Genomic DNA, 21,699 nt, shown 5'->3' with positions numbered 1-21,699 from the left:
AGTCATGGACCACACGCTCGCAACCAGCGGCATTCGCGCGACCATCAAGGCCGACGGCGCCGAACTGTGCTCGTTGAAAAACGCCGAGGGGCTTGAGCTGTTGTGGCAGGCGGGACCTGCCTGGCCGCGGCATTCGCCGAACCTGTTTCCGATCGTAGGCAAACTCAAGAACGACGCGTTGCGGCATCAGGGAAAAACCTATCCCATGACGCAGCACGGATTTGCGCGGGACATGACGTTTGCGTGGCGCGAGCGTACGACAACGTCCTGCACGCTTGACCTCACCGACGATGCCACCAGCCGCCAGCGTTTTCCGTTCGCGTTTCGATTGGCCATTAGCTACGCGGTCGATGGCGCCGATCTCAACATACGCTTTGAGGTCACCAATACGGGCGATGAGACGTTGCCCGCATCGCTCGGCGGCCATCCCGCATTCAACTGGCCGCTGCTGCCGGGCTTGCCGAAGGAGTCTTACGGAATCCATTTTTCGAACGTTGAGCCCGCGCCCATTCGCCGCCTGAAGGGCGGATTGTTGCGGTCGAAGCCGGAGCCGACGCCGATCGAAGGCAAATTTCTCGCGCTTTCGGAACAGCTTTTCGCCGACGACGCCGTCATTCTGGATCACCCGGCAAGCACCGGCATCCGCTACGCGGCCGACCGCGGCCCGTCGATTGGCCTGCACTGGCAAGGCTTTCGCGAACTCGGCATCTGGTCCAAACCGGACGGCGCGCCTTTCCTCTGCCTTGAGCCGTGGCGCGGTTTCGCCTCGCCGCTCGACTTCGATGGCGAATTTTTCGACAAGCCCGGCATCATGAAGATCGAACCTGGGAAGACCGAAGTCCTCAGCTATCGCATCTCGGTCGGTTGAGCGGCATCCGCTATCCGAAATGGCTATCTCCTTCATCGACAACCAGCCGTCGTCGCGTCGGAAACAGCGTCAAATCGTAACGGTCGGTGAGCAGGCCCCATAGCCCGCGTGGCGCAAACAGCATGATGACAATACCGAGCGTGCCGAGCAGGATGAGATAGGATGCGCCGAAGTCGGCGAGATAACGCTGCATCAAGTAAAAGACGACGGCGCCGACCGCCGGCCCTTCCATGGTGCCAATGCCGCCGATGACAGTGATGAAGATGATGTAGGCGGTCCAGTCCAGCACCGAGAAGGCTGCATCCGGCGAAATCCGCGCCTTCTGAAGATAGATCAGCGCGCCGATCATGCCGGTCATGGCGGCAGCTGCGACATAGACGGCGAGCTTGATACGATAGATATCAACGCCGAGACCGGCGGCAGCCAGCTCGTTGTCGCGGATCGCCCCAAGCGCGAGGCCGCGGCGCGACCGCAGGATGACGTACACGACCGCAAGCGTGCCGCCCATCAAGGCCAGCGCCACCCAATAAGAGATGATGTCGCGCGCGGCCGGCGTTCGCACATCGAGCAGCGCCTTCACCCATTCGATGCCAGGCACCGACGACGTAATCGACGGCGTCAGCGAGGTCCCTGTGCCACCGCCGAGCGGCTTGAACTGGGCGAAGACCAGACGATAGATCTCGGCCACGACCCAGGTGCCGATCGCGAAATAAGCGCCGCGGAGGCGGAAAACGATCAGCGCGGTTGGCAAGGCGAGCAATGCCGAAGCGACGCCCGCGAGCGGAATAGCCAACAGGGGATCGATGCCGCCCAGTAATGTAAGCGCAAACAGCAAGTAGCCGCCAAGACCAACGAATGCCTGCTGCCCGACGGAAATCAGACCAGCATAGCCGGCTAGCAGGTTCCAGCATTGCGCCAGCGCCAGCATGTAGAACAGGAAGATCATGTCCTGAATCAGGTTGCGGCCGGCAACGAGTGGAAGCAGCATCAGCAAACATGCGATGATGATCGCTGCTGCCGCAATGGCGCGCGATGCCCGGCCCGCAGTTTCGATGCGGAACGTGTGGCTCGATTTTGTCGCGTCCTCAGCCATGGTCATGTCAATCCTGCGCCCGCGGGAACAGGCCGCGCGGCCGTATCGCGAGCACCGCAAGAAAGGCGAGATGACCGGCCAGGATCTGCCATTCCGGATCGATCCGCGCACCGATCGTCTGCGCGAGGCCAAGCACGATGCCACCAGCAAGCGTGCCCCAGAGACTGCCGAGGCCGCCGATGATGACGGCCTCGAAAGCGTAGAGCAGCCGTGCGGGACCAATGGTCGGATCGAAATTCGCTCTTAAGCCCAGAAAGAGTGCGGCAACCGCCACCACGACGAAGGCGAGGCCCATTGCGACGGCAAAGGTGCGCCCAACTTCGATTCCCATGAGCTGCGCGACTTCCAGATCATCCGAGGTCGCGCGGAAGGCTCGCCCGATCGGCGTGCGATAGAAAATGAGATTGAGAAACACGATCAGGGCAATCGCGGCCAACAACGTCAACAGCGGCACCACGCCCACCGCAATGCCGCCGCCGAGCGGGATCGAGGCCGTTTCGATCGCACCGGAGCTTAAGCGCCGGCTGTCCGCGGAAAATAGCTGCAACAGCCCGTTCTGGATGACGATCGAAAGGCCGAACGTCACGAGCAATGGCGGCAACAAGTCGTGTCCGAGTGTCCTGTTCAGGAGGACATATTGAAGCACGAAACCGATTACAAATAGGATCGGAATCGCCAGCAGGACTGCGGCGAACGGATCGAGACCGAGATGGCCAGCAACCAGCAGAATGGCATAGGCCGCGAACACGATGAGATCGCCATGGGCCAGGTTGACGAGCCGCATGATGCCGAAAATCAGGGACAGCCCCGCCGCGAACAGCGCGTAAAGCCCGCCGAGCAGCACACCCTGGATCACCGCGTCAAGCCAACCGGTCATTTCATGAACCAAAATACGCGCGGTGAATCTGCTCGCGCGTCAGGTCGCGCGGACGGCCGGTGAGCGACAGCCGGCCCTCCTGGAAGCAGTAGACCCGATCGGCGACCTTCATGGCCTGGACGATGTCCTGCTCGACCAGCACAACGCTGGCGCCGGCCGCCTTGATCTGTGGCATCGCACCGTAAATGCCGGCGATGACGATCGGCGCAAGGCCGAGGCTGATTTCGTCGCACAGCAGAATGCGGGGGTTGGACATCAAGGCGCGACCGATCGCGGCCATTTGCTGCTGCCCACCTGACAGCGTTGTCGTTGCCGAGTGACGGCGTTCCTTCAGAACCGGAAACAGCGCATAGACCCGATCGAGTGTCCATGGTCCCCTGGCCTTGCGGCCATAATTGCCGATCAACAGATTTTCTTCGACCGTCAGCGACGGAAAAAGCCGCCGCCCTTCGGGCACGAGTGCGACGCCGAGTTTGACGATATCGGCCGCGATCCGGTCGCCGATCGGCTGTCCGTCGAGAATGACACTGTCGGCCGGCCCCCGAATGAGTCCGGCGATCGCTTTCAGGAAGGTCGACTTGCCCGCACCGTTGGCGCCGATGATGGCGACGGTCTCGCCGCGCTCCAGCGTCGTATCGATGCCATAGAGCGCCTGGAAGTCGCCATAGAACGACGTGAGGTTGCGGGTCTCAAGCAACGCCATGCGTCACGCCTCGATGCCGATATAGATCTGGTGCACCTCACTCCGCTGCATGACTTCCTTCGGCGCCCCTTCCGCGATCTTGCGTCCGAAATTGAGAACGACCAGGCGATCGATCACGGCAAACAGCGCATGCACGACATGTTCGATCCAGAGAATCGCAACACCGGTTCCGCGGATCGCGCGAATGGTGGCCACGAGTTCGGCGCATTCGCCTTCGGTCAAGCCGCCGGCGATTTCATCGAGCAGCAGAAGTTTTGGTGACGTCGCCAGCGCCCGCGCCATTTCCAGCCGCTTGCGTTCGAGCAGGGTCAGGGAGCCGGCCAGCATATTGGCGCGCTTCAACAGGTCGAGTTGCTCGAGGATTTCGCCGCAGGACTGCGCCGCCTCGCGCTCCGTCTTGTGGCGGCCATGGACGGCGCCGACCAGAAGATTTTCGAACACCGTGAGCTTTTCGAACGGCTGCGGAATCTCGCGGGTACGGCCGAGACCTGCCCGGCAACGGCGCTGCGGTTGTTCGTTCGCGAGGTCGCGGCCGTCGAAGTGGATGGCGCCGGCATCCTGCGCGAGGTCGCCGGTGATCAGATTGAACAGCGAGGTCTTGCCCGCACCGTTCGGCCCGATGATGCCGACGGCCTCATGGGCGGCGACCGCAAGATCGAGGTCGTCTGCGACCACGATCGAGCCGAAGCTTTTCTTCAAACCGGCAACATCCAGCAGCATGCAACGTCAACGGCCAGCGCCTACGCGATCGCTTCCATTTTGCCACCGACGGGAATCGTCGGCGCGGTTTTGTTGTCCGTGATGACGATATCGTATTTGCCGTCCTTGTAACGCCACTGGCCGCCGACCAGCGGCGTCTTGCTGACGTTCTTGGCGGCAAACGGCGGCAGATTCGCGCCGTTCCACTGCACCTTGCCGACGACGGTATCGAGATTGGTGGATGCAATGGTCGCCGTGATCGCCTTGCTGTCGCGGTCCGGCGTGCGCTTGAGCACATCGACAGCCAGTTCAAACAGCGCGTGCACGAAACCGATCGGTTGCGTCCACTGTTTCTTGGTCGCGGCCTCATAGCCGGCGGCGAGATCCTTCGCGCTCATTCCCGTCAGCGACGACTTGAACGGATGGTTCGGCGTCCACCAGACTTCCGACGACAGATTATGGCCGTCCTTGCCGAGCGCCTCGACGGCGACCGGAAACAGGATCGCCTTGCCGATCGACGCGACCTTCGGCTTGAAGCCTTGCTGCAATGCCTGCTTCCAGAACGTGGTAAAATCCGGCGGCAGCACCACGCCGGTGATGATCTCGCAATTGGCCGACTTGAACGCGCCGATCTGCGCCGAGAAATTGTCGGTGAGGTTCTGATAGCGGCCGGGATCGGTGAGCTTGTAGCCACCTTTGTTGAGCACCGGCGGGAAGCCGACGACCTTGTCGCCCCAGGCATTGCCGTCGCCGTCGTTCGGAAACAGCGCGCCGACCGATTTGTTGGTTTCGACCTGGGCCCACATGTTGGTGAAGACGGCGATGACGTCCTCCAGGCCCCAGAAGAAGTGATAGGTATGGTTGAAGCCTTTCCAGGCCGGCGGTCCGCCGGCAGGATTGGCCTGACGGCCGATGAACCACGGCTGCCACGGCGCCATGGTGGAGATGCACGGCACCTCCTCGATCTCGCATTGGGTGGAAACCGGATTGGTCGTCTCGGGCGTCGAGGCCACCAGCATCAGATCGATCTTGTCCTGGACGATCAGATCCTTGGCGACTTCGGCGGCGCGGTTCGGATTCGACTGGCTGTCCTTGACGACGACCTCGACCGGCACGGTGGCGTTGCCGACCTTGATGCCGGCTTTGGTCGCTTCCTTGAAATTGGCGAGGATGAAGTTGTCGGCCTCGGCAAAGGCGGCAAGCGGCCCGGTGAGCGGCGAGACATAGCCCAGCTTGATGGGCCGTACCTGCGCGATGGCGGGAGATTTCAGACCGGCGGAAAGTACGACGCCCGAGGCGGCCGAGTATTTCAGCAGCTTGCGGCGGTCGATCGCGGAACGATGAGTCGAGCTGGTATTGTGGCAGGTCATCTGCGCGTCCTCCCCTCTGGATGCGCCGGATTCTCATCGTGGTCGATTGACACACGGGCCGGCGTTCGATATTCGAACAATCGTTCGTATGTCGACCAGTCTCCGCCAGAGACCAAATGGAGTCAACAGGCCGCGTGGTGGCACAACCTCCGCAACGACGTAAAGGCGCCCCCCAGGACGACAAGGAGTTCATGACGACGCTTGCCAAGGGCCTCGCGGTGCTTGGCGCGTTCGGCAAGCAAAGGCCGACCATGACCCTGTCGGAAGCAGCCCAGGTGGCCGACCTGTCGCGGGCCACGGCGCGCCGCGTCCTGCGCACCCTCGCCCAGCTCGGTTACGTCGAGCAGGATGGACGCAGCTTTTCGCTCTCGCCGCGGATTCTCGATCTCGGCTTTGCCTATCTGTCGACGCAGAGCTGGATCGATCGCGCACTGCCCTTGATGCGCGAACTGAGCGAACGGCTCGGCGAATCCTGTTCGGCCGCGATCCTGCAAGGCAACGACATCGTCTATGTCGCGCGCGTGCCGGCGCGCAGGATCATGTCAGCGGCGCTGTCGGTCGGCAGCCGCCTGCCCGCTCTGCACACCGCGCTCGGGCGCGTGCTGTTCGGCTACCTCGATGAGGCCGAGATCTGGCGACGGCTGCGGTCGCACCGCATCGACGCCTACACACCACAGACCATCACCGACCCGCAGGCCCTGTTCGACCGCATCCGCGCCGATCGCGCCCAGCGGTTCTCGATCATCGACGAAGAGCTGGAGCGGGGCCTGCGCGCGCTGGCTGTTCCGGTTCTTGACCGCAGCGGCCAGGCGGTCGGCGCCATCAATCTGTCGACGCACTCGACCCGCACCACGCGCAACGAGATGCGCGAGCACTTCCTCCCCGAGCTCAACCGGATCGCCGACCAGGTCTCCTCGATGACCGTCTGATCTTCGCGGTCGGCCTTGCCGTCTCTTGCCAACCGGCACGGGCGGCCGTATCGTCTCACCAAGTTCGGAATACGGACACTTGTTCGATAATCGAACAACCAGGGGAGACGACGCGATGGCAAGCAAGGCGCAGACGGCATCGGCAATTCCGCCCGAACACACCGGCAACGTCAAAGTCACGCGCCCACAGACGGGGGCGGAATATCTGGAATCGCTGCGCGACGACCGCGCCGTCTACATTTACGGCGAACGGGTCAAGGACGTCACCACGCACCCGGCCTTCCGCAACACCGCGCGGATGGTGGCCCGCCTCTACGACGCGCTGCATGACGACAAGCGCAAGGACAAGCTCCTGCTGCCGACCGATACCGGCAATGGTGGCATGACCCACGCCTTCTTCAAGGCGCCGAAAACCATGGACGAGATGATCCAGGGCCGCAACGCCATCGCCGAATGGGCCAAGATCACCTATGGCTGGATGGGGCGGGCGCCGGACTACAAGGCCGCTTTCCTCGCCACGTTGGGTGCGAACGCCGACTTCTACGACCCGTACCAGGAGAACGCAAAACGCTGGTACAAGTTCAGCCAGGAACGCGTCCCCTTCATCAATCACGCCATCATTCATCCGCCGGTCGATCGCGATCGCCCGCCGAACGAGGTTGCCGACGTCTGCTGTCATGTCGAGAAGGAGACCGACGCCGGTCTCATCGTGTCGGGCGCCAAGGTGGTCGCGACCGGCTCGGTGCTGACGAACTATACGTTCGTGGCGCACCACGGACTGATTCCGCTTCAGGACAAGAAGTTCGCGGCCGTGTTCATGGTGCCGACCAATGCGCCCGGCGTGAAGTTCATCTGCCGCACGTCCTATGAGATGAGCGCGAGCGTGATGGGAAGTCCGTTCGACTATCCGATCTCGAGCCGGCTCGATGAGAACGACGCCGTCTTCATCATGGACAAGGTCCTGGTGCCTTGGGAAAACGTCTTCGTCTATGGCGACATCGAGAAGGCGAACAACTTCTTTCCGCGCACCGGATTCCTGCCGCGTTTCGTCGTGCATGGGTGCACGCGGCTTGCCGTGAAGCTCGACTTCATCAGCGGGCTCCTGTTGAAGGCGACGGAAGCTGCCGGCACCAAGGACTATCGCGGCGTGCAGGCCAATGTCGGCGAAGTCATCGCCTGGCGTAACCTGTTCTGGAGCCTGTCGGACGCCATGGTCCGCGATCCCAAACCCTGGATCGGCGACTATCTGCTGCCCAACATGGATCCCGGCAACGCCTATCAGATCATCGCCACCATGGCCTACACCAAGGTGAAATATCTGATCGAGCAGACGGTCGCCTCCGGTCTGATCTATCTCAACAGCCATTCCAGCGACTTCAAGAACGGCGAGATCCGCCCCTACCTCGATCGGTACTTGCGCGGCTCCAACGGCTACAAGGCCGAGGAGCGCGTCAAACTGCTCAAGCTGCTGTGGGATTGCATCGGCAGCGAGTTCGGTGGACGGCACGAGCTCTACGAGATCAACTATGGCGGTTCTACCGAGGAAATCCGCCGCTACTGCCTGTTCGGCGCCCAGGCCTCCGGCAATGCCGATCGCTTCAAGGGTTTTGCCGAGGACTGCATGGCCGAATACGATCTCGACGGCTGGAAGGTGCCCGATCTCACCGACCCCGGCGAACTCAGCTATCACATGATGCGGAAATAGACGGCCGCCGCCACGGCTCGTCGATGGACTTGAGGAACCACGATGACATGAACGAGCATATTTCATCGCCTTCGCCATCGAGTCCGCTGCACGGCGCCGCGATCGATCCCAAGCGCTTCCGTTCGGTCATGGGAGCGTTTGCGACCGGCGTCGCCGTCGTTGCAACCGAATGGAACGGCGAGTTGTTCGGCGCGACGGTCAACTCGCTGACGTCCGTGTCGCTTTCGCCCTGCATGCTGTTGTTCTGCACCGGCGAAGGCAGCGCGACCGGGACGGCAATTCGAAACCGCGGCTATTTCTCGGTGAACGTTCTCGGCCAGCATCAGTCCGACATATCCGCCCGCTTCACGGCCAGAGGAAACCGGTTCGAAAATCTTGCCGTCACTTTCAGCGCCGATGGCTTGCCGTTGTTGCGCGGCGCGGCAGCCAAGCTCTGTTGCAAGATCGCAGCCATCCACAAAGCGGGCGACCACGACATTGTTCTTGGCCACGTGCTGTCAGGTGAAGAAAGCAGTTGCAGCCCGCTGATCTTCCACAAGGGCTCATATGGCGGCTTTCAACGTGCTTAGGTGCGGTCCCGCCGATCGGAACTTGCTCGAGAGATAAATCGTGCGTTCGATAACATACGTGTCTGCGTGGCAAACATGGCCCGCGAACACGTCTCACTATCTCACGATCCATCCAGTTGATCGGTCAACACTTTAAGCCGCCGCATGCACGGCTTGCGTCGTTGCGCCGCAAACAACTGTCATTTGCGTGTTAGAAACCTGCCAGATTCCCGCAACACCGCGTCGCTAGGTTGCAGGTCCTTCAACATTTCCCTCGTTGAACAGAAATTTCTGTGACGGTCGCAACGTGCTGGATCGAGCCAAGTTTGGCCTCGGCGCAGCCGACGGCACCGTATTGGCAGGTGCGGTGTGCGGCGACTCCTCCCGATTTCCTGTGCTGCCGCCGCGGCTTGCCTCGGGCTCGCCGCAAGCAGCCTGACGTCGTTGCTCGGCGCCACAGGTCCGCAAAACGCGCCGCTGCCGCCGCCACAGGATGCGTGTAGCCGGCCCAAACCCGGAAGCGCGATCGCAGAGCCAGCCGAATTGCGCAGCCATGATGGCGTGCTCGAGACGGATTTGCGCATTCTCGATCAAAAGCTTGCCGACGGAACCACGCGCTACTGCTACCTGACGCCGGACGGCAAGCCGTCGCCGACCTTGCGCGTGAAGCCAGGCGACGAACTCGTCATTCATTTCAAGAACGATCTTGCCGATCCCGATACGGGCACGCCCGCGATCGATCAGGCGTTCGCCGGCGCGCCGATCTGCACGGCAAAAAAGAAGCTTGATGCGTGCGAAAGCGGCGCGATGACGCCGGTTTCGACCAATCTGCATTTCCACGGCCTCACCGTGCCGCCGGTGTGTCACCAGGACGACGTGCTGAAAACCTCGATTCAGCCGGACGACATGCCGTTCGACTATCGCCTGCGCATCGGAGATGACGCGGCGCCCGGCCTCTACTGGTATCACCCGCACCTTCACGGTTTCAGCAAGACGCAGGTGCTGGGAGGTGCTTCCGGCGCGCTGATCATCGAAGGCATCGAGCGCGCCAACCCCGATCTGGCGGGCCTGCCCGAGCGCCTGATCGTCATTCGCGACCAGGATCTCCTCAACCCCGACGCGCCGCCGTCGAAGTTCGAGCCGCCCGCGATGTCGAAAAGCCAGCTCGACAGCGACGGCGACGCGGTCAACTCCGGCACCGGTTTCGGCAAGCCGTCGAAGGATCTGTCGGTCAATTTCGTCGCCGTGCCCTATCCGAACTATCCGCCGGCGCAGCTGTCGATGAAGCCGGGCGAGCGGCAGCTCTGGCGCGTGCTGAACGCCTCCGCCATCACCTATCTCAACCTGGCTCTGCTGGTGCGCCGCGCGCCGCAGAAGATCGGCGTCGTCGGCCTCGACGGCGTGCCGCTGCAATTCCAGGGCAGCCCGTCACAGCCGGTGCAATGGGTTGACCATGTCGGCGTGCCGCCGGGCTCGCGCGCCGAATTCGTCGTTGAAGGACCGCCGGCCGGCTCGGGCGCCCTCCTGGTGACGCGTGCTGTCGACACCGGGCCGGCCGGCGAGAACGATCCCAACCGCGCGCTGCTGGCGATCACGGCCAATGCCGACGCGAGCGAGCCGCAATCCGCGCTGCCGGTGCACGCCGAGCCGTTGCCGAAGCCGCAGCGGCCGTGGGTCGGCGACACCGCGCCGGTGCGCGTCAGAAAACTTTTCTTTTCCGAGAAACAGGAGAACGCGAACGATCCCAATAGTCCCACCAAGTTTTTTCTGACTACCGACGGCGAAGATCCGAAGCCGTTCGATCCGCATTCGGACACAGCGGATATCGTCGTCAGGCAGGGCGACGTCGAAGACTGGATCATCGAGAACCGCTCGATGGAGCTGCATGATTTCCACATTCATCAGCTTCACTTCCAGCTGCGCGACTGGTCCGGCATCGCCGTCAACGAACCGTTCCTGCGCGATACCGTGAACGTCCCCTACTACAAAAGCCGGATGCTGGCCTATCCCAGCGTGCGGCTACGCATGGATTTTCGCGATCCCAACATCGTCGGCACCTTTGTCTACCACTGCCACGTCCTCGAGCACGAGGACGGCGGCATGATGGGACGGATCAAGGTCGTGCCGAGGAGCACTGTGACTTCAACGACGCCGACCCATCAGCAGAACAAAGGAGAGCTTTAATGCGCGACAAGCAAAAGTCACGTTGGCTGCAAAGTTGCCGCCTCACCCTCAGCGCGCTGGCGCTGGGCCAGTTCATCGCCACGCCCGTGCTGGCCGAACCCCTCTTCCCGGGCTTCCCCGGTTTTCCCCCCGGCTTCCCCTTCCCGATCGGCTTTCCGGGCGGCGGCGACGGACACGAACCCAGGACGCCGATCAAGCATGTGATCGTCATCATCGGTGAAAACCGCAGCTTCGACCACGTGTACGCCACCTATGTGCCGAACAAGCACGGCGAGAGCGTCGACAATCTCCTCTCCAAGGGCATCATCAAGCTGGATAGCAACAAGAACGCGATCCCCGGCCCCAACTTCGAGAAGGCGCATCAGGCGGCTGCGAGTGACGCGGGTCCGGCCGACGCTTTCCTGCTGAGCCCTCCGCAGCAGAACTTCCCGAACGACCAGTTGCCTCCCCCGATCGTCGGCGGCCCCAAGACCTGCGGCGACCACAGCTTCGCTCAGTGCCTGGTCACGCTGTCGCTGGCCCAGCAAACCGAAAGCGGTCTGGCGCCCGACTACTATCAGTTCCTGCTGACCGGCAGCTATCAGTCGACCGACCCGAGCCTGCAAAAGGGTACGCCGGATGCGCGCATCACCAACGTGAATGCCCTGCCGGCGGGTCCCTTCCAGCTCACCAACGGCGCCGCGTTGCCCTATGACTCCTATTCGGCCAGCCCGGTGCATCGTTTCTATCAGATGTGGCAGCAGCTGAACTGCAACCACAACGCCGCCAGCCGCGACAATCCGTCGGGCTGCAACGCCAACCTGTTCGCCTGGGTCGAGGTAACCGTCGGCGCCGGCACCAACGGCGCGGCGCAGCCAACCAACTTCGGCTTCGCGAGCACGGGCGAAGGATCGACGGCGCTCGGCTTCTACAACGTGCAGAAGGGCGACGTACCCTACTTCGCGAGCCTGTCGCAGAAGTACGCGATGAGCGACAACTTCCACCAGTCCGTCAACGGCGGCACCGGCGCCAACCACATCATGTTCGGCCACGCCGACATGCTCTGGTACTCGGACGGCAACGGCAACGCGGCCGTTCCGCCGAACGGCACTCAGGTGTTCACCGCGCCCTACCAGAACGGCCCGAACCCCGACGCCGGCATCATCAACACGATCGAAAACCCGAACCCGCAGCCCGGCACCAACAACTGGTACACCGAGGACGGCTATGGCGCCGGCGGCAACGGCGGCTTCCCGCCGCCCTTCGAAACCGCTCCGGTCTCCGGTGGCGGCTCCTACTCGGCTTGCGCCGACACCAGCCAGCCCGGCGTTGGTCCGATCGTGTCGTATCTCAAGAAGCTCCAGATCGACCCGAACTGCCAACCGGGCCACTACTATCTCTTGAACAACTACAATCCGGGTTACTTCGGCAACGGCAAGCGCGCCGATATCGACCAGAACCCGTCCAACACGCCGTTCACCATCCCGCCGTCGTCGGTGCCGAGCATCGGTGACCGCCTCAGCGAGAAGAACATCTCGTGGAAGTACTACGGCGACCAGTGGAACAACTACGTCAACGACCCCTACCAGCTGAACTGGGCTTCTGCCGGACCGAATGCCGACGAGTATTGCAACATCTGCAATCCGTTCCAGTACGACACCTCGATCATGTCGCATCCGGATCAGGTCGCAGCGCATATTCAGGACTCGGTGAACCTGTATAGCGACATCACCAACCACAACCTGCCCGCGGTTTCGGTGGTCAAGCCGAGCGGATACGTCGACGGTCACCCGTCGTCGTCGAAGCTCAACCTGTTCGAAGGCTTCGCGAAGAAGATCGTCGACCAGGTCGAGGCCTCGGACTACGCCAAGGATACGGCGATCTTCATCACCTTCGATGAAGGTGGCGGCTACTTCGACTCCGGCTACGTGCAGCCGCTCGACTACTTCGGCGACGGCACCCGTATCCCGCTGATCGTGGTGTCGCCGCACGCGATCCCCGGCCACGTCTCGCACACCTATTCCGATCACGTCTCGATCGTTAAATTCATCGAGCGGAATTGGGGCCTGCGGCCGATCACGCATCGCAGCCGCGACAACTACCCGAACCCGATCGCGCTGCCGAACAATCCGTATGTGCCGCTGAACAGCCCGGCGATCAGCGACCTGTTCGACCTGTTCGACTTCGGCGGCGGCCCGCTCGGCGAATTCCTGCCCTGATAGCGGCCGTTATCAACGACACCATCGATCCGCCGGCCCGAAAGGCCGGCGGATTTTTCTTAGGGCGAGCCGTGGCACAGGAGTCGGACCCCGGACCGTCGCGCGGATCGCGCTCGCTGTCGCTATCTTCGGCGCTCGCTGACGCGCTCCTGCCGCGTCGCCACAATCCTTAACGAATGGTTCTCACTTGAGCGAATTTTGATCGATAATACTTCGCGGCCTTTTTTACCGAAAACTCGGGCCTGATCTGTATCCTCGTCGACACATGAGGTTACGCCGAAGGATTTGGCACCCAAAATGAGCCTGCAATTCAAGACGGCCAGAAAGACCGAATCGAAGTCGTTCCTCGATGATCTCGAGGAAGCGGTTGCCCGCGGCACGCCGGAAAGCCGGGCGCGCGCGCTGTGGCACACCACCGACCTGATGATCGCCGGCGACTTCAGCGACGACGAGATCTGGACCTTCGGCGAAGTGGTCACCCGGCTCGCCGACGAAATCGAGGTCGCGGCCCGTGCGCAGCTATCCGAGCGGCTGGCGCACTTCGACCAGGCTCCCGTCAACATCATTCACAAGCTCGCATTCGACGACGTGATCGAAGTCGCCGGGCCCGTACTGCGGGATTCCAAGCAGCTCGAGACCTACGCGCTGGTCGCCAACGCCTGCACCAAGAGCCAGGCCCACCTGCTCTCGATCTCCAAGCGCGAAACGCTCGAGGAGCGCGTCACCGACGAACTCGTCAAGCGCGGCGACCAGGACGTCGTCAATTCGGTCGCCAGCAACACCGGCGCCAAGTTTTCCGATTTCGGTTTCCTGAACATGGTCCAGCGCGCGGAAGGCGATTCAATCCTCGCCGAGCAGCTTGGCCTGCGCAAGGACATCCCGCGCCACGTATTCCAGCAGCTGATCGCAAAGGCGACCGCCGACGTGAGGAAGCGCCTGGAGAGCGAGCGTCCGGACATGGCGCGGCAGATCCAGTCGTCGGTCACGGACCTTGGCGGCGAGTTGCAGTCGAAATTCGGCCCCGTCTCGCGCACCCATTTCGTCGCCAAGCGCGTCGTGACGACGCAACACAAGAGCGGCAACCTGAACGAAGCCAGCATCTCGACCTATGCGCGCTCGCACCGGCTCGAGGAAGTCACAATCGGCCTGTCGCTGTTGTGCGCGCTGCCCAACGATGTGATCGAACGCGCGCTGTTCGACAAGAATCGCGAGACGCTTCTGATCCTGGCGAAGGCGCTCAATTTCTCCTGGGCCACCATGATGGCGTTGTTGTTCCTCGGCGCCAAGGATCACCGCATCACGGCGAGCGACCTCAAGCGGCTCGAAACCGACTACGAGAATCTCAACATCGAGACCTCGCGCAGCGTGCTTGCCTTCTACCAGTCACGCAAGAACGGCACCGCGCCGCTCGATCCGAGCCTCGCGGCCGCGCTCTATGCGTGATGAAGGGGGATCGGCGAGCATGAGCGGAATTCCATTCGGCAAGGGTGTGCCCGCCTTCGGCAGGGCCGCGGGCCAGGGTTTCGGCCGCAAGGGCGGCGCGTCGCTCGACCCATCCGATGCGCCCAAGCAGGACGGCGGCGCGCTCGATACCGCGCGCACGGTGCTGGAAGCCGCGAACGACTTCCGGGACGAGGCTACCGCGGCGGTCTGCCGGCGGGTGATCGAGGCGAGCATGAACGGCGCCCAGCCGTCGCTCTCCGACCTGCGCATCATCAATAATTATTTTCAGTAGAAGCCTGCCAAGCTTGTCCGCGGCGAGATTTCGGACGCCGGCCGGCGTGTCCGCCAAAGACCGACACAAGCCACGCATGAAAGACGAAATCTCCAAATCAATTTTCAGACAGATGCTGCAGCAGGTCACGTAAACTGATGATGCCCTGAAGCACAGCTTGATTTTTCGCTTCACGTCCAAGCGCTATATCCTCATTCCTGATACGGCTCGAACAGCGGCTGGCGGAAACGGTCCGGCTGATGTCGGAATTGCTTCCCGGCCGCGAGATGGAAACGATGATTTCATAGAGGTGCCCGTCGGTGGTTCTGCACGCTGGATCACTCGTCGCCAGCTTGCTTGCAAACCCGGATACGATGACGATGGGCCCTTCGACGGTTGAACAATCCCCGCTAACAATCTTTCCAGTCATCGATTGCAGAAGTTGGGCAGCGAACAGATCACGCAACTCAGGATCGCCGATAACGCAAGCGCGTACTTTCTCAGTCGGCTTGGACGGCTCGGCCGGCGATAGTGGCTGCGACGGGAGCGCGTTTGTCAGAGGCTGCTTGGGTTGCGGCGGCAAAGGGCCAGCATCGGCTGGCTGAAGTGTTGTCATTTGCTGCGCTGCCGGTGGCTGCGAAACAGGAGCGGGCGCAGCTACCGCCGGCGGCTGGGACGGCGGCGATTTCGACGACGATTCTGGCGGGACCGCCGCCGGGTCAACTCTGGCACTCTTCGCAGGATGAAAATCGTGCGGCAAAAGGTACCGCAGACAACCGCTGGAAATGAAGCCCACCAGACAGATCGTGGCAAACCATCGTAATGCGGGATTGAACCTATCCTGGGCCATTGACTTTGTTCGCTTGAGTGGTCTCAGCCAGTGACAGACGCAAGGCAATGACCCCATCTCGATATCGGCTATTGGACGTTATTATCGTGGCCGGCGTCGTCCTTCACGGTCGGGATCCCGGTGCCGGGCACGAAGCTAGGACGCTTCTACCCCGAAATTCGCCAGAAGGCTAAATTCAAGGAAGCGGAGAAACAGGACTTCACCTACTTCTCCCCCAGCACATCCCCGAACAGCACCCAGGACTTGCCGTCGAACCGCGCCATCTGAATCTGGCGGATCGGCGTGACGTTGTCTGGATCGACGGTGACCTTGATGCCGGGCAGCAACAGCGGCATCTCTACTCCATCAAGCGACTTGGTCTGCCTGATGATGTTGTCGCGGCTCAAATCATCACCGCAGTTCTTCAGGACCAGCGCCATGATCTGCGCCACCGTGTAGCCCTGCACGTTGAAGAGATCGCCGGTCGACGCATTGGGCTGATACTTCTGCATCCAGGAAAACCAGTCCTTGAGCGCGGGATCGTCGGCCCATCGCGCATCGTTGGGGTCCTTCAGATAGAGCCCGGTCACGACGCCGATCGAATTCTCAAGCCCCGCCGGCTCCAGCACCGCCGAGAACGAATTCGACACCGTCGGCAGGATGATCAGTGGCTTCCAGCCCATGCTGGCGGCTTTCTTGATCGCCTGCGCCGCAAATTTCGGCGTCGCTTCCGCAAAGAAAACATCCGCGCCGGACTCGCGCATCGTCACCATTTGCGAGTCGATGGTGGGATCGGCGGTGAGGTAGGTGGTCTCCGAGACCAGTTGATTGATATGCTCGCCAAGGCCCTCCTTGAAGCCGCGCACGTAATCCTTGCCCGCATCCTCGTTCGGGGCGATCACCGCGATCTTGGCGTCGGGCTTGGTCTTGAGAATATATTGGGCGTAGAGCTTGCCCTCGAGTTCGTAGGTCGGGTTGAAGCCGACCGTCCATGGAAAATGCCCGGGGTCGTTCCAGCGCGTGGCGCCGGACGACACGAAGATCTGCGGCACGCGTTTGGCGTTGAGATACTTCTGTACCGAGATGTTCGGCGCCGTGCCGACGGAAGAAAACATCGCGAGCACGTCGTCCTGCTCGACCAGCTTGCGGGTCTGCTCGACCGTTTTCGCCGGCGAGTAGGCGTCATCGAGCGTAAGGAACTCGATTTTGCGGCCGTTGATGCCGCCCTGGTCGTTGAGCATCTGGAAATAGGCAGCCTCGGCGCGGGCGATCGTGCCGTAAGCCGACGCGGGACCGCTATAGGGCGCGGTATTGCCGAGCCGGATGGTCGTCTCCGCCGCGCGCGAGGCGTTCTGCGCTGCCGCAAACACCGTCGCCACGATCAAGGCGGCGCGCACATTCTTCCCTGCTGACATCATGCTGACAGAGCCCCGACGTTTCCCTGACGCTTCCTTGGCACCGGCTATTTTGCCGGTTGTTTTGATTTCTCGTTGGCAACAGGATATTTCCTTCGACGGGTCATAAACAACCGAGAAAACCCAATGGCAGGATTGCAGAAGGATTTTTATTTCCTATCTGTGTGATCCCGCCTTGCTTCATTTCCGACAAAAAGCTTCGCTCCGGCATGCCTTCGATCATTTCCGTTTCCCACCTCTCCAAGACCTACGGCTCCGGTTTCCAGGCGCTGAAGGACATCAACCTGGAGATCGAGAAAGGCGAAATCTTCGCTTTGCTCGGGCCGAACGGCGCCGGCAAGACCACGCTGATCAGCATCATTTGCGGCATCAACAATCTGAGCGCCGGCCGCGTCACAGTCGACGGCCATGACATCATCACCGACGCCCGGGCCGCGCGCACGCTGATCGGCCTGGTGCCGCAGGAATTGCACACCGACGCCTTCGAGACGGTGTGGGGAACGGTGAGCTTCAGCCGCGGCCTGTTCAACAAGCCGAAGAACCCGGCCTACATCGAAAAAGTGCTGCGCGATCTCTCGTTGTGGGAGAAGAAGGATTCCAAGATCGTCACGCTGTCCGGCGGCATGAAGCGCCGCGTGATGATCGCAAAAGCGCTGTCGCACGAGCCGCAGGTGCTGTTCCTCGACGAGCCGACGGCGGGTGTCGATGTCGAATTGCGCAAGGGCATGTGGGAGGTGGTGCGCGGCCTCAAGGCCTCCGGCGTCACCATCATTCTCACCACCCATTACATCGGTGAGGCCGAGGAGATGGCCGACCGCGTCGGCGTCATCAACAAGGGTGAGATCATTCTGGTCGAGGACAAGGCCGACCTGATGCAGAAGCTCGGCAAGAAGCAACTCAAGCTTCATCTGCAATCGGGCCTCGCGGCGATTCCGCCGGCGTTGGCCGCCTACAATCTCGAGCTTGCGAACGGCGGCCAGGACCTCGTCTACAACTACGACACGTCAGCCGACCGCACCGGGATCACCAGCCTGCTCGGCGATCTCCGCAATGCCGGCATCCGCTTGGCCGATCTCGAAACCAGTCAGAGCTCGCTGGAAGATATTTTCGTCAGTTTGGTACGTCAGCCATGAATTTCCGGGCCGTCGGCGCAATCTACAAGTTTGAAATGGCGCGCACCTGGCGCACGCTGCTGCAAAGCATCGTGTCACCCGTGGTGTCGACCTCGCTTTACTTCGTGGTGTTCGGCGCCGCCATTGGCTCGCGCATCACAGAGGTCGAGGGTGTGAGCTACGGCACCTTCATCGTGCCGGGCCTCGTGATGCTGTCGGTGCTGACCCAGAGCATTGCGAACGCCTCGTTCGGCATCTACTTCCCGAAATTCGTCGGCACCATCTACGAAATCCTCTCGGCGCCGATTTCCTATTTCGAGATCGTGCTCGGCTATGTCGGGGCGGCCGCGACCAAATCGATCGTGCTCGGCCTCATCATCCTGGCGACCGCCGGCCTGTTCGTGCCGCTGCACATTCACCATCCGATCTGGATGCTGACTTTCCTGGTGCTGACGGCGGTGACGTTCAGCCTGTTCGGCTTCATCATCGGCATCTGGGCCGATGGTTTCGAAAAACTCCAGATGATTCCGATGCTGGTGGTGACGCCGCTGACCTTCCTCGGCGGCAGCTTCTATTCGGTGAACATGCTGCCGTCAGGCTGGCGCACCATCACGCTGCTCAATCCGGTGGTCTATCTGATCTCGGGCTTCCGCTGGAGCTTCTATGAGATCGCGGACGTCAGCGTCGCCCTAAGCGTCGGCATGACCGTGGCCTTCCTCGTCGTCTGCATGATCGTGGTGGCGTGGATCTTCAAGACCGGATACCGGCTGAAGAATTGATCTCGAAAAGGATCCCGAGCCGCGCGATGCGCGACCCGGGATCGTTTCGTTATTCGAAGCTCAGTACCGGTAACAGCGCCAGTGGCCGTAACGGTTGTAGTAGCCATGGCAGCGCGGACCGGGGATGCCGAGAACGCCGTCGACCGCGCCAATAGCGCCACCAACACCGGCGCCAACGGCTCCGCCAACCACTGAGCCCACCGGACCCGCGACGCGGCCACCGTCATAAGAACCCTGTGCAGCGCCGCGCTCCATACCGCCCACGACGCCCTGCGCATGCGCCAGATGCGGAATGGCGATCAAAGCGAGCGCCAACGCCACTGCTGCCAGCCAACGCAGGGCCGGCACCTCGACAGGGTGCGCCACGGTCTTGATCGCATTACCTCGCTTCGCCATCGTCAATTCCTCATCCCATGAATGTGAGGATATAACGCTGGCGTGACGGGCCGGTTCCGCGTTCACCGCTTCGTCATGAGGCCGGTGGGGCCGGCAGCTAATGTCAAATCCACTCCACTGGTCATCAAGATGAACGACACATCGTCGCCACCTCGCGGTCAGGCTTTTGCTCAAGGGTGGCATTAACGATCCCGAAAGCGTCACTGGAACCGCGGCCGCAATTCGGGCATATTGGCCGTCGGGGACAGGGGAGTAGTCGTCAAGGCCGGAGGCCATAGGTACATGCGTTCCCTTCTCGTAGCCGCAACCACCCTGATGCTGTTTGCCGCGGGCGCGGCGCAGGCCAAGGTCTACATCACCATCGACAAGGATGCGCAGATAATGACCGTCGCGGTCGACGGCGTCGAGCGCTATCACTGGCCCGTCTCCTCCGGCATCCCCTCGCGCGAAACACCGAACGGCACCTTCCGCGCCTTCCGCATGGAAGCGGAGCACTACTCGAAGGAATTCGACGACGCGCCGATGCCGCATTCGATCTTCTTCACCAAGATCGGACATGCGATCCACGGCACCGATTCCGAAGGCCGGCTCGGCACGCCCGCATCGCATGGCTGCGTGCGGTTGTCGAAAGCCAATGCCACGACGCTATACGCACTGGTGGAGCAACAAGGTGTGCTCAACACCACCGTGACGTTGACGGGTTCGTCCACAGTGGCGCTGGCCCGCAATCCGCGCCGCAACACCGCGGTCGCGCGCGCCGAGCCTGCGCAGCCCGACCAGCAATATCAGCAACAACCCTATCAGCAGCAGCAGCCGTATCAGCAGCAATATGCCCAGCCGCAATATTCCGATTCCGGCCAGCCGGTCACGCTGACGCCGCAGCCGCAATTTCTCCCCGGCCGCCGTCCCATGCCGCAGCCGCAACCGCAGCAGCAGGCCGATGACGGCTACATCTATCCGGCCGATGGCAGTTCAACCGACCAGCGTTATCCGGCGCCGCGCCGCCGCGCCTATGACGGACAGGCGTACTATCAGCAGCAGCCACAGCCTCAGCCCTATGGTGGCGGCTACAACGATCCGTATCAGCAGCCACCACGCGGCTACTACTATCAACCGCGCGGCGGGCTTTACTGATCAGCGATCCAGCGCCGATCCCCACTTCACTTAAAGCTGTGAGGCGTCCTTCAAGTCTCGCTTGATGGACGCCAGCAGCGTTTGCAGCGTATCCGAACGCTCTGAAAGGGCCGGCGTTGGCGGCGGAGCCTGCGCGGGAAGCGCCGGAGCAGGCTTGGTCGCAGCGGAAGACGTGATGGGGGATCGCCGGGTTACGATCTTAGGCGGGAATGGCGATCGGGGCGGAAAAACCGGTCCGGCGTGCAGCGGCTGACCGGCAGCCACGGACGCTTCGGCGCCCTCTTCTTCGTGAACGAAATCACCATGCAATACGTCGTCATGACGGCCCATCAGCCACAGGGTGACCCAGTAGCCGACCGCCAGCACAATGATACTAATAATACCAATCTCTAACATCTTGGGGCTTACGCCTGAAAGCCCCAATGATTCAATGTCTTCAAAAGCCGGTCAAGCCCCGCAGCACAGCCGCAGGGCCGTTTGCACCGGATTGGCACAGTTAGGTAAACGTCGCTCACTTGTTGAAAAACGTCGCTAGCTCGCGCCCCGTAGCCGGCACGAGGTGTTGCAGGTCACGACGTTGCCCTTCATGCAGACCCGGCACACGTCCACACACTGGTTGATCTGTTTGGCGTCGTAAGCGCTGTAGTGCTGGGCGATACAGCTCCGCTGCTCCGGGGTGTAGTCGATCTCCTGCGAACAGGCCGACAAACCCGCGGCAAGCAGCAATAGTCCGGCCAGCCCTCGCCATCGCGCGGCGAGCTCGTGAAGCGCTATTGCCAAATCGTAAACTCCGACCGAATCCAATACGTTGCTTGCGGCATTATGGTTTTAACAATCGGCAAAACAGCCGCCGAATGAGGATGCGAATGTTTCAAGTTCTGGCTTTTCGGTCCTGGCCATGAAAGCTGCCGGTCCGATAACGATCGGCAGGCCTGCCAGTTCTGTCAAAAATCGCGTCCAAAATGAGCGCGCAGGATCGCTGCCGGGAATGAGCGCCTGCGGGCCGGACGAACCATCAAACGGTAACCATCGTGACGCGATTCGCAGGCGCTGGCGACACAAATCCTGCCCCGTGAAACCACGGGACATGATAAGGATGATGCAGCGCATTCCTGGAGTTTAAGGGCGCCCCTCTCAAACCGGCTG

Annotated in this window: 22 protein-coding genes; 11 read left to right on the top strand and 11 right to left on the bottom strand. The window is 61.9% G+C overall.

Annotation, left to right across the window (positions count from 1 at the left end; genetic code table 11):
* Window positions 1-4: 4 nt before the first annotated feature.
* Window positions 5-868: an aldose 1-epimerase family protein gene (locus BUA38_RS20695; protein WP_072820752.1), complete on the top strand. Its 864-nt coding sequence runs from the start codon at window positions 5-7 to the stop codon at window positions 866-868.
* A gap of 10 nt (window positions 869-878) precedes the next feature.
* Here BUA38_RS20695 and BUA38_RS20690 read toward each other — a convergent pair whose 3' ends face one another.
* From BUA38_RS20690 to BUA38_RS20670, 5 genes are read right to left on the bottom strand one after another with little or no spacing between them, the layout of a single operon-like run.
* Window positions 879-1,967, bottom strand: coding sequence for a branched-chain amino acid ABC transporter permease (locus tag BUA38_RS20690; RefSeq protein ID WP_083587670.1), 1,089 nt, complete (start codon window positions 1,965-1,967; stop codon window positions 879-881).
* 1 nt (window position 1,968) lies between these two features.
* Window positions 1,969-2,838, bottom strand: a complete 870-nt coding sequence (locus tag BUA38_RS20685) for a branched-chain amino acid ABC transporter permease (RefSeq protein WP_072820750.1) — start codon at window positions 2,836-2,838, stop codon at window positions 1,969-1,971.
* Window position 2,839: 1 nt separating this feature from the next.
* Entirely contained in the window at window positions 2,840-3,541 is a 702-nt protein-coding gene (locus BUA38_RS20680) for an ABC transporter ATP-binding protein (RefSeq protein ID WP_072820748.1), read from the bottom strand.
* A gap of 3 nt (window positions 3,542-3,544) precedes the next feature.
* On the bottom strand, window positions 3,545-4,261 hold the full coding sequence (locus BUA38_RS20675; protein ID WP_072820746.1) for an ABC transporter ATP-binding protein: 717 nt from the start codon (window positions 4,259-4,261) through the stop codon (window positions 3,545-3,547).
* A gap of 20 nt (window positions 4,262-4,281) precedes the next feature.
* Complete coding sequence (locus BUA38_RS20670; protein WP_072820744.1) at window positions 4,282-5,610, bottom strand: ABC transporter substrate-binding protein; 1,329 nt, start codon at window positions 5,608-5,610, stop codon at window positions 4,282-4,284.
* A gap of 191 nt (window positions 5,611-5,801) precedes the next feature.
* On the opposite strand from BUA38_RS20670, the gene BUA38_RS20665 reads away from it, so the two are divergent.
* From BUA38_RS20665 to BUA38_RS20635, 7 genes are all read left to right on the top strand, one after another.
* On the top strand, window positions 5,802-6,539 hold the full coding sequence (locus tag BUA38_RS20665; protein WP_072820742.1) for an IclR family transcriptional regulator domain-containing protein: 738 nt from the start codon (window positions 5,802-5,804) through the stop codon (window positions 6,537-6,539).
* 115 nt (window positions 6,540-6,654) lie between these two features.
* Entirely contained in the window at window positions 6,655-8,244 is a 1,590-nt protein-coding gene (locus BUA38_RS20660) for a 4-hydroxyphenylacetate 3-hydroxylase N-terminal domain-containing protein (RefSeq protein WP_072820737.1), read from the top strand.
* 47 nt (window positions 8,245-8,291) lie between these two features.
* Window positions 8,292-8,813, top strand: a complete 522-nt coding sequence (locus BUA38_RS20655; RefSeq protein ID WP_072820733.1) for a flavin reductase family protein — start codon at window positions 8,292-8,294, stop codon at window positions 8,811-8,813.
* 348 nt (window positions 8,814-9,161) lie between these two features.
* Window positions 9,162-10,976, top strand: coding sequence for a multicopper oxidase family protein (locus BUA38_RS20650; RefSeq protein ID WP_197685866.1), 1,815 nt, complete (start codon window positions 9,162-9,164; stop codon window positions 10,974-10,976).
* Window positions 10,976-13,174, top strand: coding sequence for an alkaline phosphatase family protein (locus BUA38_RS20645; RefSeq protein WP_072820731.1), 2,199 nt, complete (start codon window positions 10,976-10,978; stop codon window positions 13,172-13,174). The genes BUA38_RS20650 and BUA38_RS20645 overlap by 1 nt, the downstream gene beginning before the upstream one ends.
* A 297-nt stretch (window positions 13,175-13,471) precedes the next feature.
* On the top strand, window positions 13,472-14,617 hold the full coding sequence (locus BUA38_RS20640; protein ID WP_072820730.1) for a DUF2336 domain-containing protein: 1,146 nt from the start codon (window positions 13,472-13,474) through the stop codon (window positions 14,615-14,617).
* Between the two features lie 19 nt (window positions 14,618-14,636).
* Window positions 14,637-14,909, top strand: a complete 273-nt coding sequence (locus BUA38_RS20635; RefSeq protein WP_072820728.1) for a hypothetical protein — start codon at window positions 14,637-14,639, stop codon at window positions 14,907-14,909.
* A 97-nt stretch (window positions 14,910-15,006) separates the two neighbouring features.
* Here BUA38_RS20635 and BUA38_RS36825 read toward each other — a convergent pair whose 3' ends face one another.
* A complete protein-coding gene (locus BUA38_RS36825) occupies window positions 15,007-15,738 on the bottom strand; it encodes a hypothetical protein (RefSeq protein ID WP_156898601.1) in 732 nt (243 codons plus the stop codon).
* Between the two features lie 203 nt (window positions 15,739-15,941).
* The gene (locus BUA38_RS20620) at window positions 15,942-17,135 is read right to left on the bottom strand and encodes an ABC transporter substrate-binding protein (protein ID WP_072820719.1); all 1,194 of its coding nucleotides are present in this window, start codon (window positions 17,133-17,135) and stop codon (window positions 15,942-15,944) included.
* A gap of 206 nt (window positions 17,136-17,341) precedes the next feature.
* Between BUA38_RS20620 and BUA38_RS20615 the strand changes: the two genes are divergently transcribed.
* Window positions 17,342-18,265: an ABC transporter ATP-binding protein gene (locus BUA38_RS20615; RefSeq protein ID WP_072826278.1), complete on the top strand. Its 924-nt coding sequence runs from the start codon at window positions 17,342-17,344 to the stop codon at window positions 18,263-18,265.
* The gene (locus tag BUA38_RS20610) at window positions 18,262-19,023 is read left to right on the top strand and encodes an ABC transporter permease (protein ID WP_072820717.1); all 762 of its coding nucleotides are present in this window, start codon (window positions 18,262-18,264) and stop codon (window positions 19,021-19,023) included. Before BUA38_RS20615 ends, BUA38_RS20610 begins: the two co-directional genes overlap by 4 nt.
* A 60-nt stretch (window positions 19,024-19,083) precedes the next feature.
* Here the strand turns inward: BUA38_RS20610 and BUA38_RS20605 are convergent, their stop codons facing one another.
* Entirely contained in the window at window positions 19,084-19,419 is a 336-nt protein-coding gene (locus tag BUA38_RS20605; protein ID WP_072820716.1) for a hypothetical protein, read from the bottom strand.
* Window positions 19,420-19,701: 282 nt separating this feature from the next.
* On the opposite strand from BUA38_RS20605, the gene BUA38_RS20600 reads away from it, so the two are divergent.
* Complete coding sequence (locus BUA38_RS20600) at window positions 19,702-20,553, top strand: L,D-transpeptidase (protein ID WP_072820714.1); 852 nt, start codon at window positions 19,702-19,704, stop codon at window positions 20,551-20,553.
* 30 nt (window positions 20,554-20,583) lie between these two features.
* On the opposite strand, the gene BUA38_RS20595 is transcribed toward BUA38_RS20600, so the two are convergent.
* The 3 genes from BUA38_RS20595 to BUA38_RS37580 form a co-directional block, all read right to left on the bottom strand.
* Window positions 20,584-20,976: a hypothetical protein gene (locus tag BUA38_RS20595; RefSeq protein WP_244553001.1), complete on the bottom strand. Its 393-nt coding sequence runs from the start codon at window positions 20,974-20,976 to the stop codon at window positions 20,584-20,586.
* 108 nt (window positions 20,977-21,084) lie between these two features.
* On the bottom strand, window positions 21,085-21,333 hold the full coding sequence (locus BUA38_RS20590; RefSeq protein WP_156898600.1) for a hypothetical protein: 249 nt from the start codon (window positions 21,331-21,333) through the stop codon (window positions 21,085-21,087).
* A gap of 48 nt (window positions 21,334-21,381) precedes the next feature.
* The gene (locus tag BUA38_RS37580) at window positions 21,382-21,663 is read right to left on the bottom strand and encodes a hypothetical protein (RefSeq protein ID WP_072820710.1); all 282 of its coding nucleotides are present in this window, start codon (window positions 21,661-21,663) and stop codon (window positions 21,382-21,384) included.
* Window positions 21,664-21,699 lie beyond the last annotated feature (36 nt).

Source organism: Bradyrhizobium erythrophlei, assembly GCF_900142985.1.
Classification (GTDB): Bacteria; Pseudomonadota; Alphaproteobacteria; order Rhizobiales; family Xanthobacteraceae; genus Bradyrhizobium; species Bradyrhizobium erythrophlei_B.
The sequence above is the reverse complement of the archived record's forward strand: the minus strand, read 5'-3'. Positions and strand labels throughout refer to the sequence as shown.

Excerpts from the sequence above, each read along its gene's own strand:
- BUA38_RS20695 (WP_072820752.1), top strand. The coding sequence starts at position 5 with ATGGACCACACGCTCGCAACCAGCGGCATTCGCGCGACCATCAAGGCC.
- BUA38_RS20690 (WP_083587670.1), bottom strand. The coding sequence starts at position 1,967 with ATGACCATGGCTGAGGACGCGACAAAATCGAGCCACACGTTCCGCATC.
- BUA38_RS20685 (WP_072820750.1), bottom strand. The coding sequence starts at position 2,838 with ATGACCGGTTGGCTTGACGCGGTGATCCAGGGTGTGCTGCTCGGCGGG.
- BUA38_RS20680 (WP_072820748.1), bottom strand. The coding sequence starts at position 3,541 with ATGGCGTTGCTTGAGACCCGCAACCTCACGTCGTTCTATGGCGACTTC.
- BUA38_RS20675 (WP_072820746.1), bottom strand. The coding sequence starts at position 4,261 with ATGCTGCTGGATGTTGCCGGTTTGAAGAAAAGCTTCGGCTCGATCGTG.
- BUA38_RS20670 (WP_072820744.1), bottom strand. The coding sequence starts at position 5,610 with ATGACCTGCCACAATACCAGCTCGACTCATCGTTCCGCGATCGACCGC.
- BUA38_RS20665 (WP_072820742.1), top strand. The coding sequence starts at position 5,802 with ATGACGACGCTTGCCAAGGGCCTCGCGGTGCTTGGCGCGTTCGGCAAG.
- BUA38_RS20660 (WP_072820737.1), top strand. The coding sequence starts at position 6,655 with ATGGCAAGCAAGGCGCAGACGGCATCGGCAATTCCGCCCGAACACACC.
- BUA38_RS20655 (WP_072820733.1), top strand. The coding sequence starts at position 8,292 with ATGAACGAGCATATTTCATCGCCTTCGCCATCGAGTCCGCTGCACGGC.
- BUA38_RS20645 (WP_072820731.1), top strand. The coding sequence starts at position 10,976 with ATGCGCGACAAGCAAAAGTCACGTTGGCTGCAAAGTTGCCGCCTCACC.
- BUA38_RS20640 (WP_072820730.1), top strand. The coding sequence starts at position 13,472 with ATGAGCCTGCAATTCAAGACGGCCAGAAAGACCGAATCGAAGTCGTTC.
- BUA38_RS20635 (WP_072820728.1), top strand. The coding sequence starts at position 14,637 with ATGAGCGGAATTCCATTCGGCAAGGGTGTGCCCGCCTTCGGCAGGGCC.
- BUA38_RS36825 (WP_156898601.1), bottom strand. The coding sequence starts at position 15,738 with ATGGCCCAGGATAGGTTCAATCCCGCATTACGATGGTTTGCCACGATC.
- BUA38_RS20620 (WP_072820719.1), bottom strand. The coding sequence starts at position 17,135 with ATGATGTCAGCAGGGAAGAATGTGCGCGCCGCCTTGATCGTGGCGACG.
- BUA38_RS20615 (WP_072826278.1), top strand. The coding sequence starts at position 17,342 with ATGCCTTCGATCATTTCCGTTTCCCACCTCTCCAAGACCTACGGCTCC.
- BUA38_RS20610 (WP_072820717.1), top strand. The coding sequence starts at position 18,262 with ATGAATTTCCGGGCCGTCGGCGCAATCTACAAGTTTGAAATGGCGCGC.
- BUA38_RS20605 (WP_072820716.1), bottom strand. The coding sequence starts at position 19,419 with ATGGCGAAGCGAGGTAATGCGATCAAGACCGTGGCGCACCCTGTCGAG.
- BUA38_RS20600 (WP_072820714.1), top strand. The coding sequence starts at position 19,702 with ATGCGTTCCCTTCTCGTAGCCGCAACCACCCTGATGCTGTTTGCCGCG.
- BUA38_RS37580 (WP_072820710.1), bottom strand. The coding sequence starts at position 21,663 with ATGCGCTGCATCATCCTTATCATGTCCCGTGGTTTCACGGGGCAGGAT.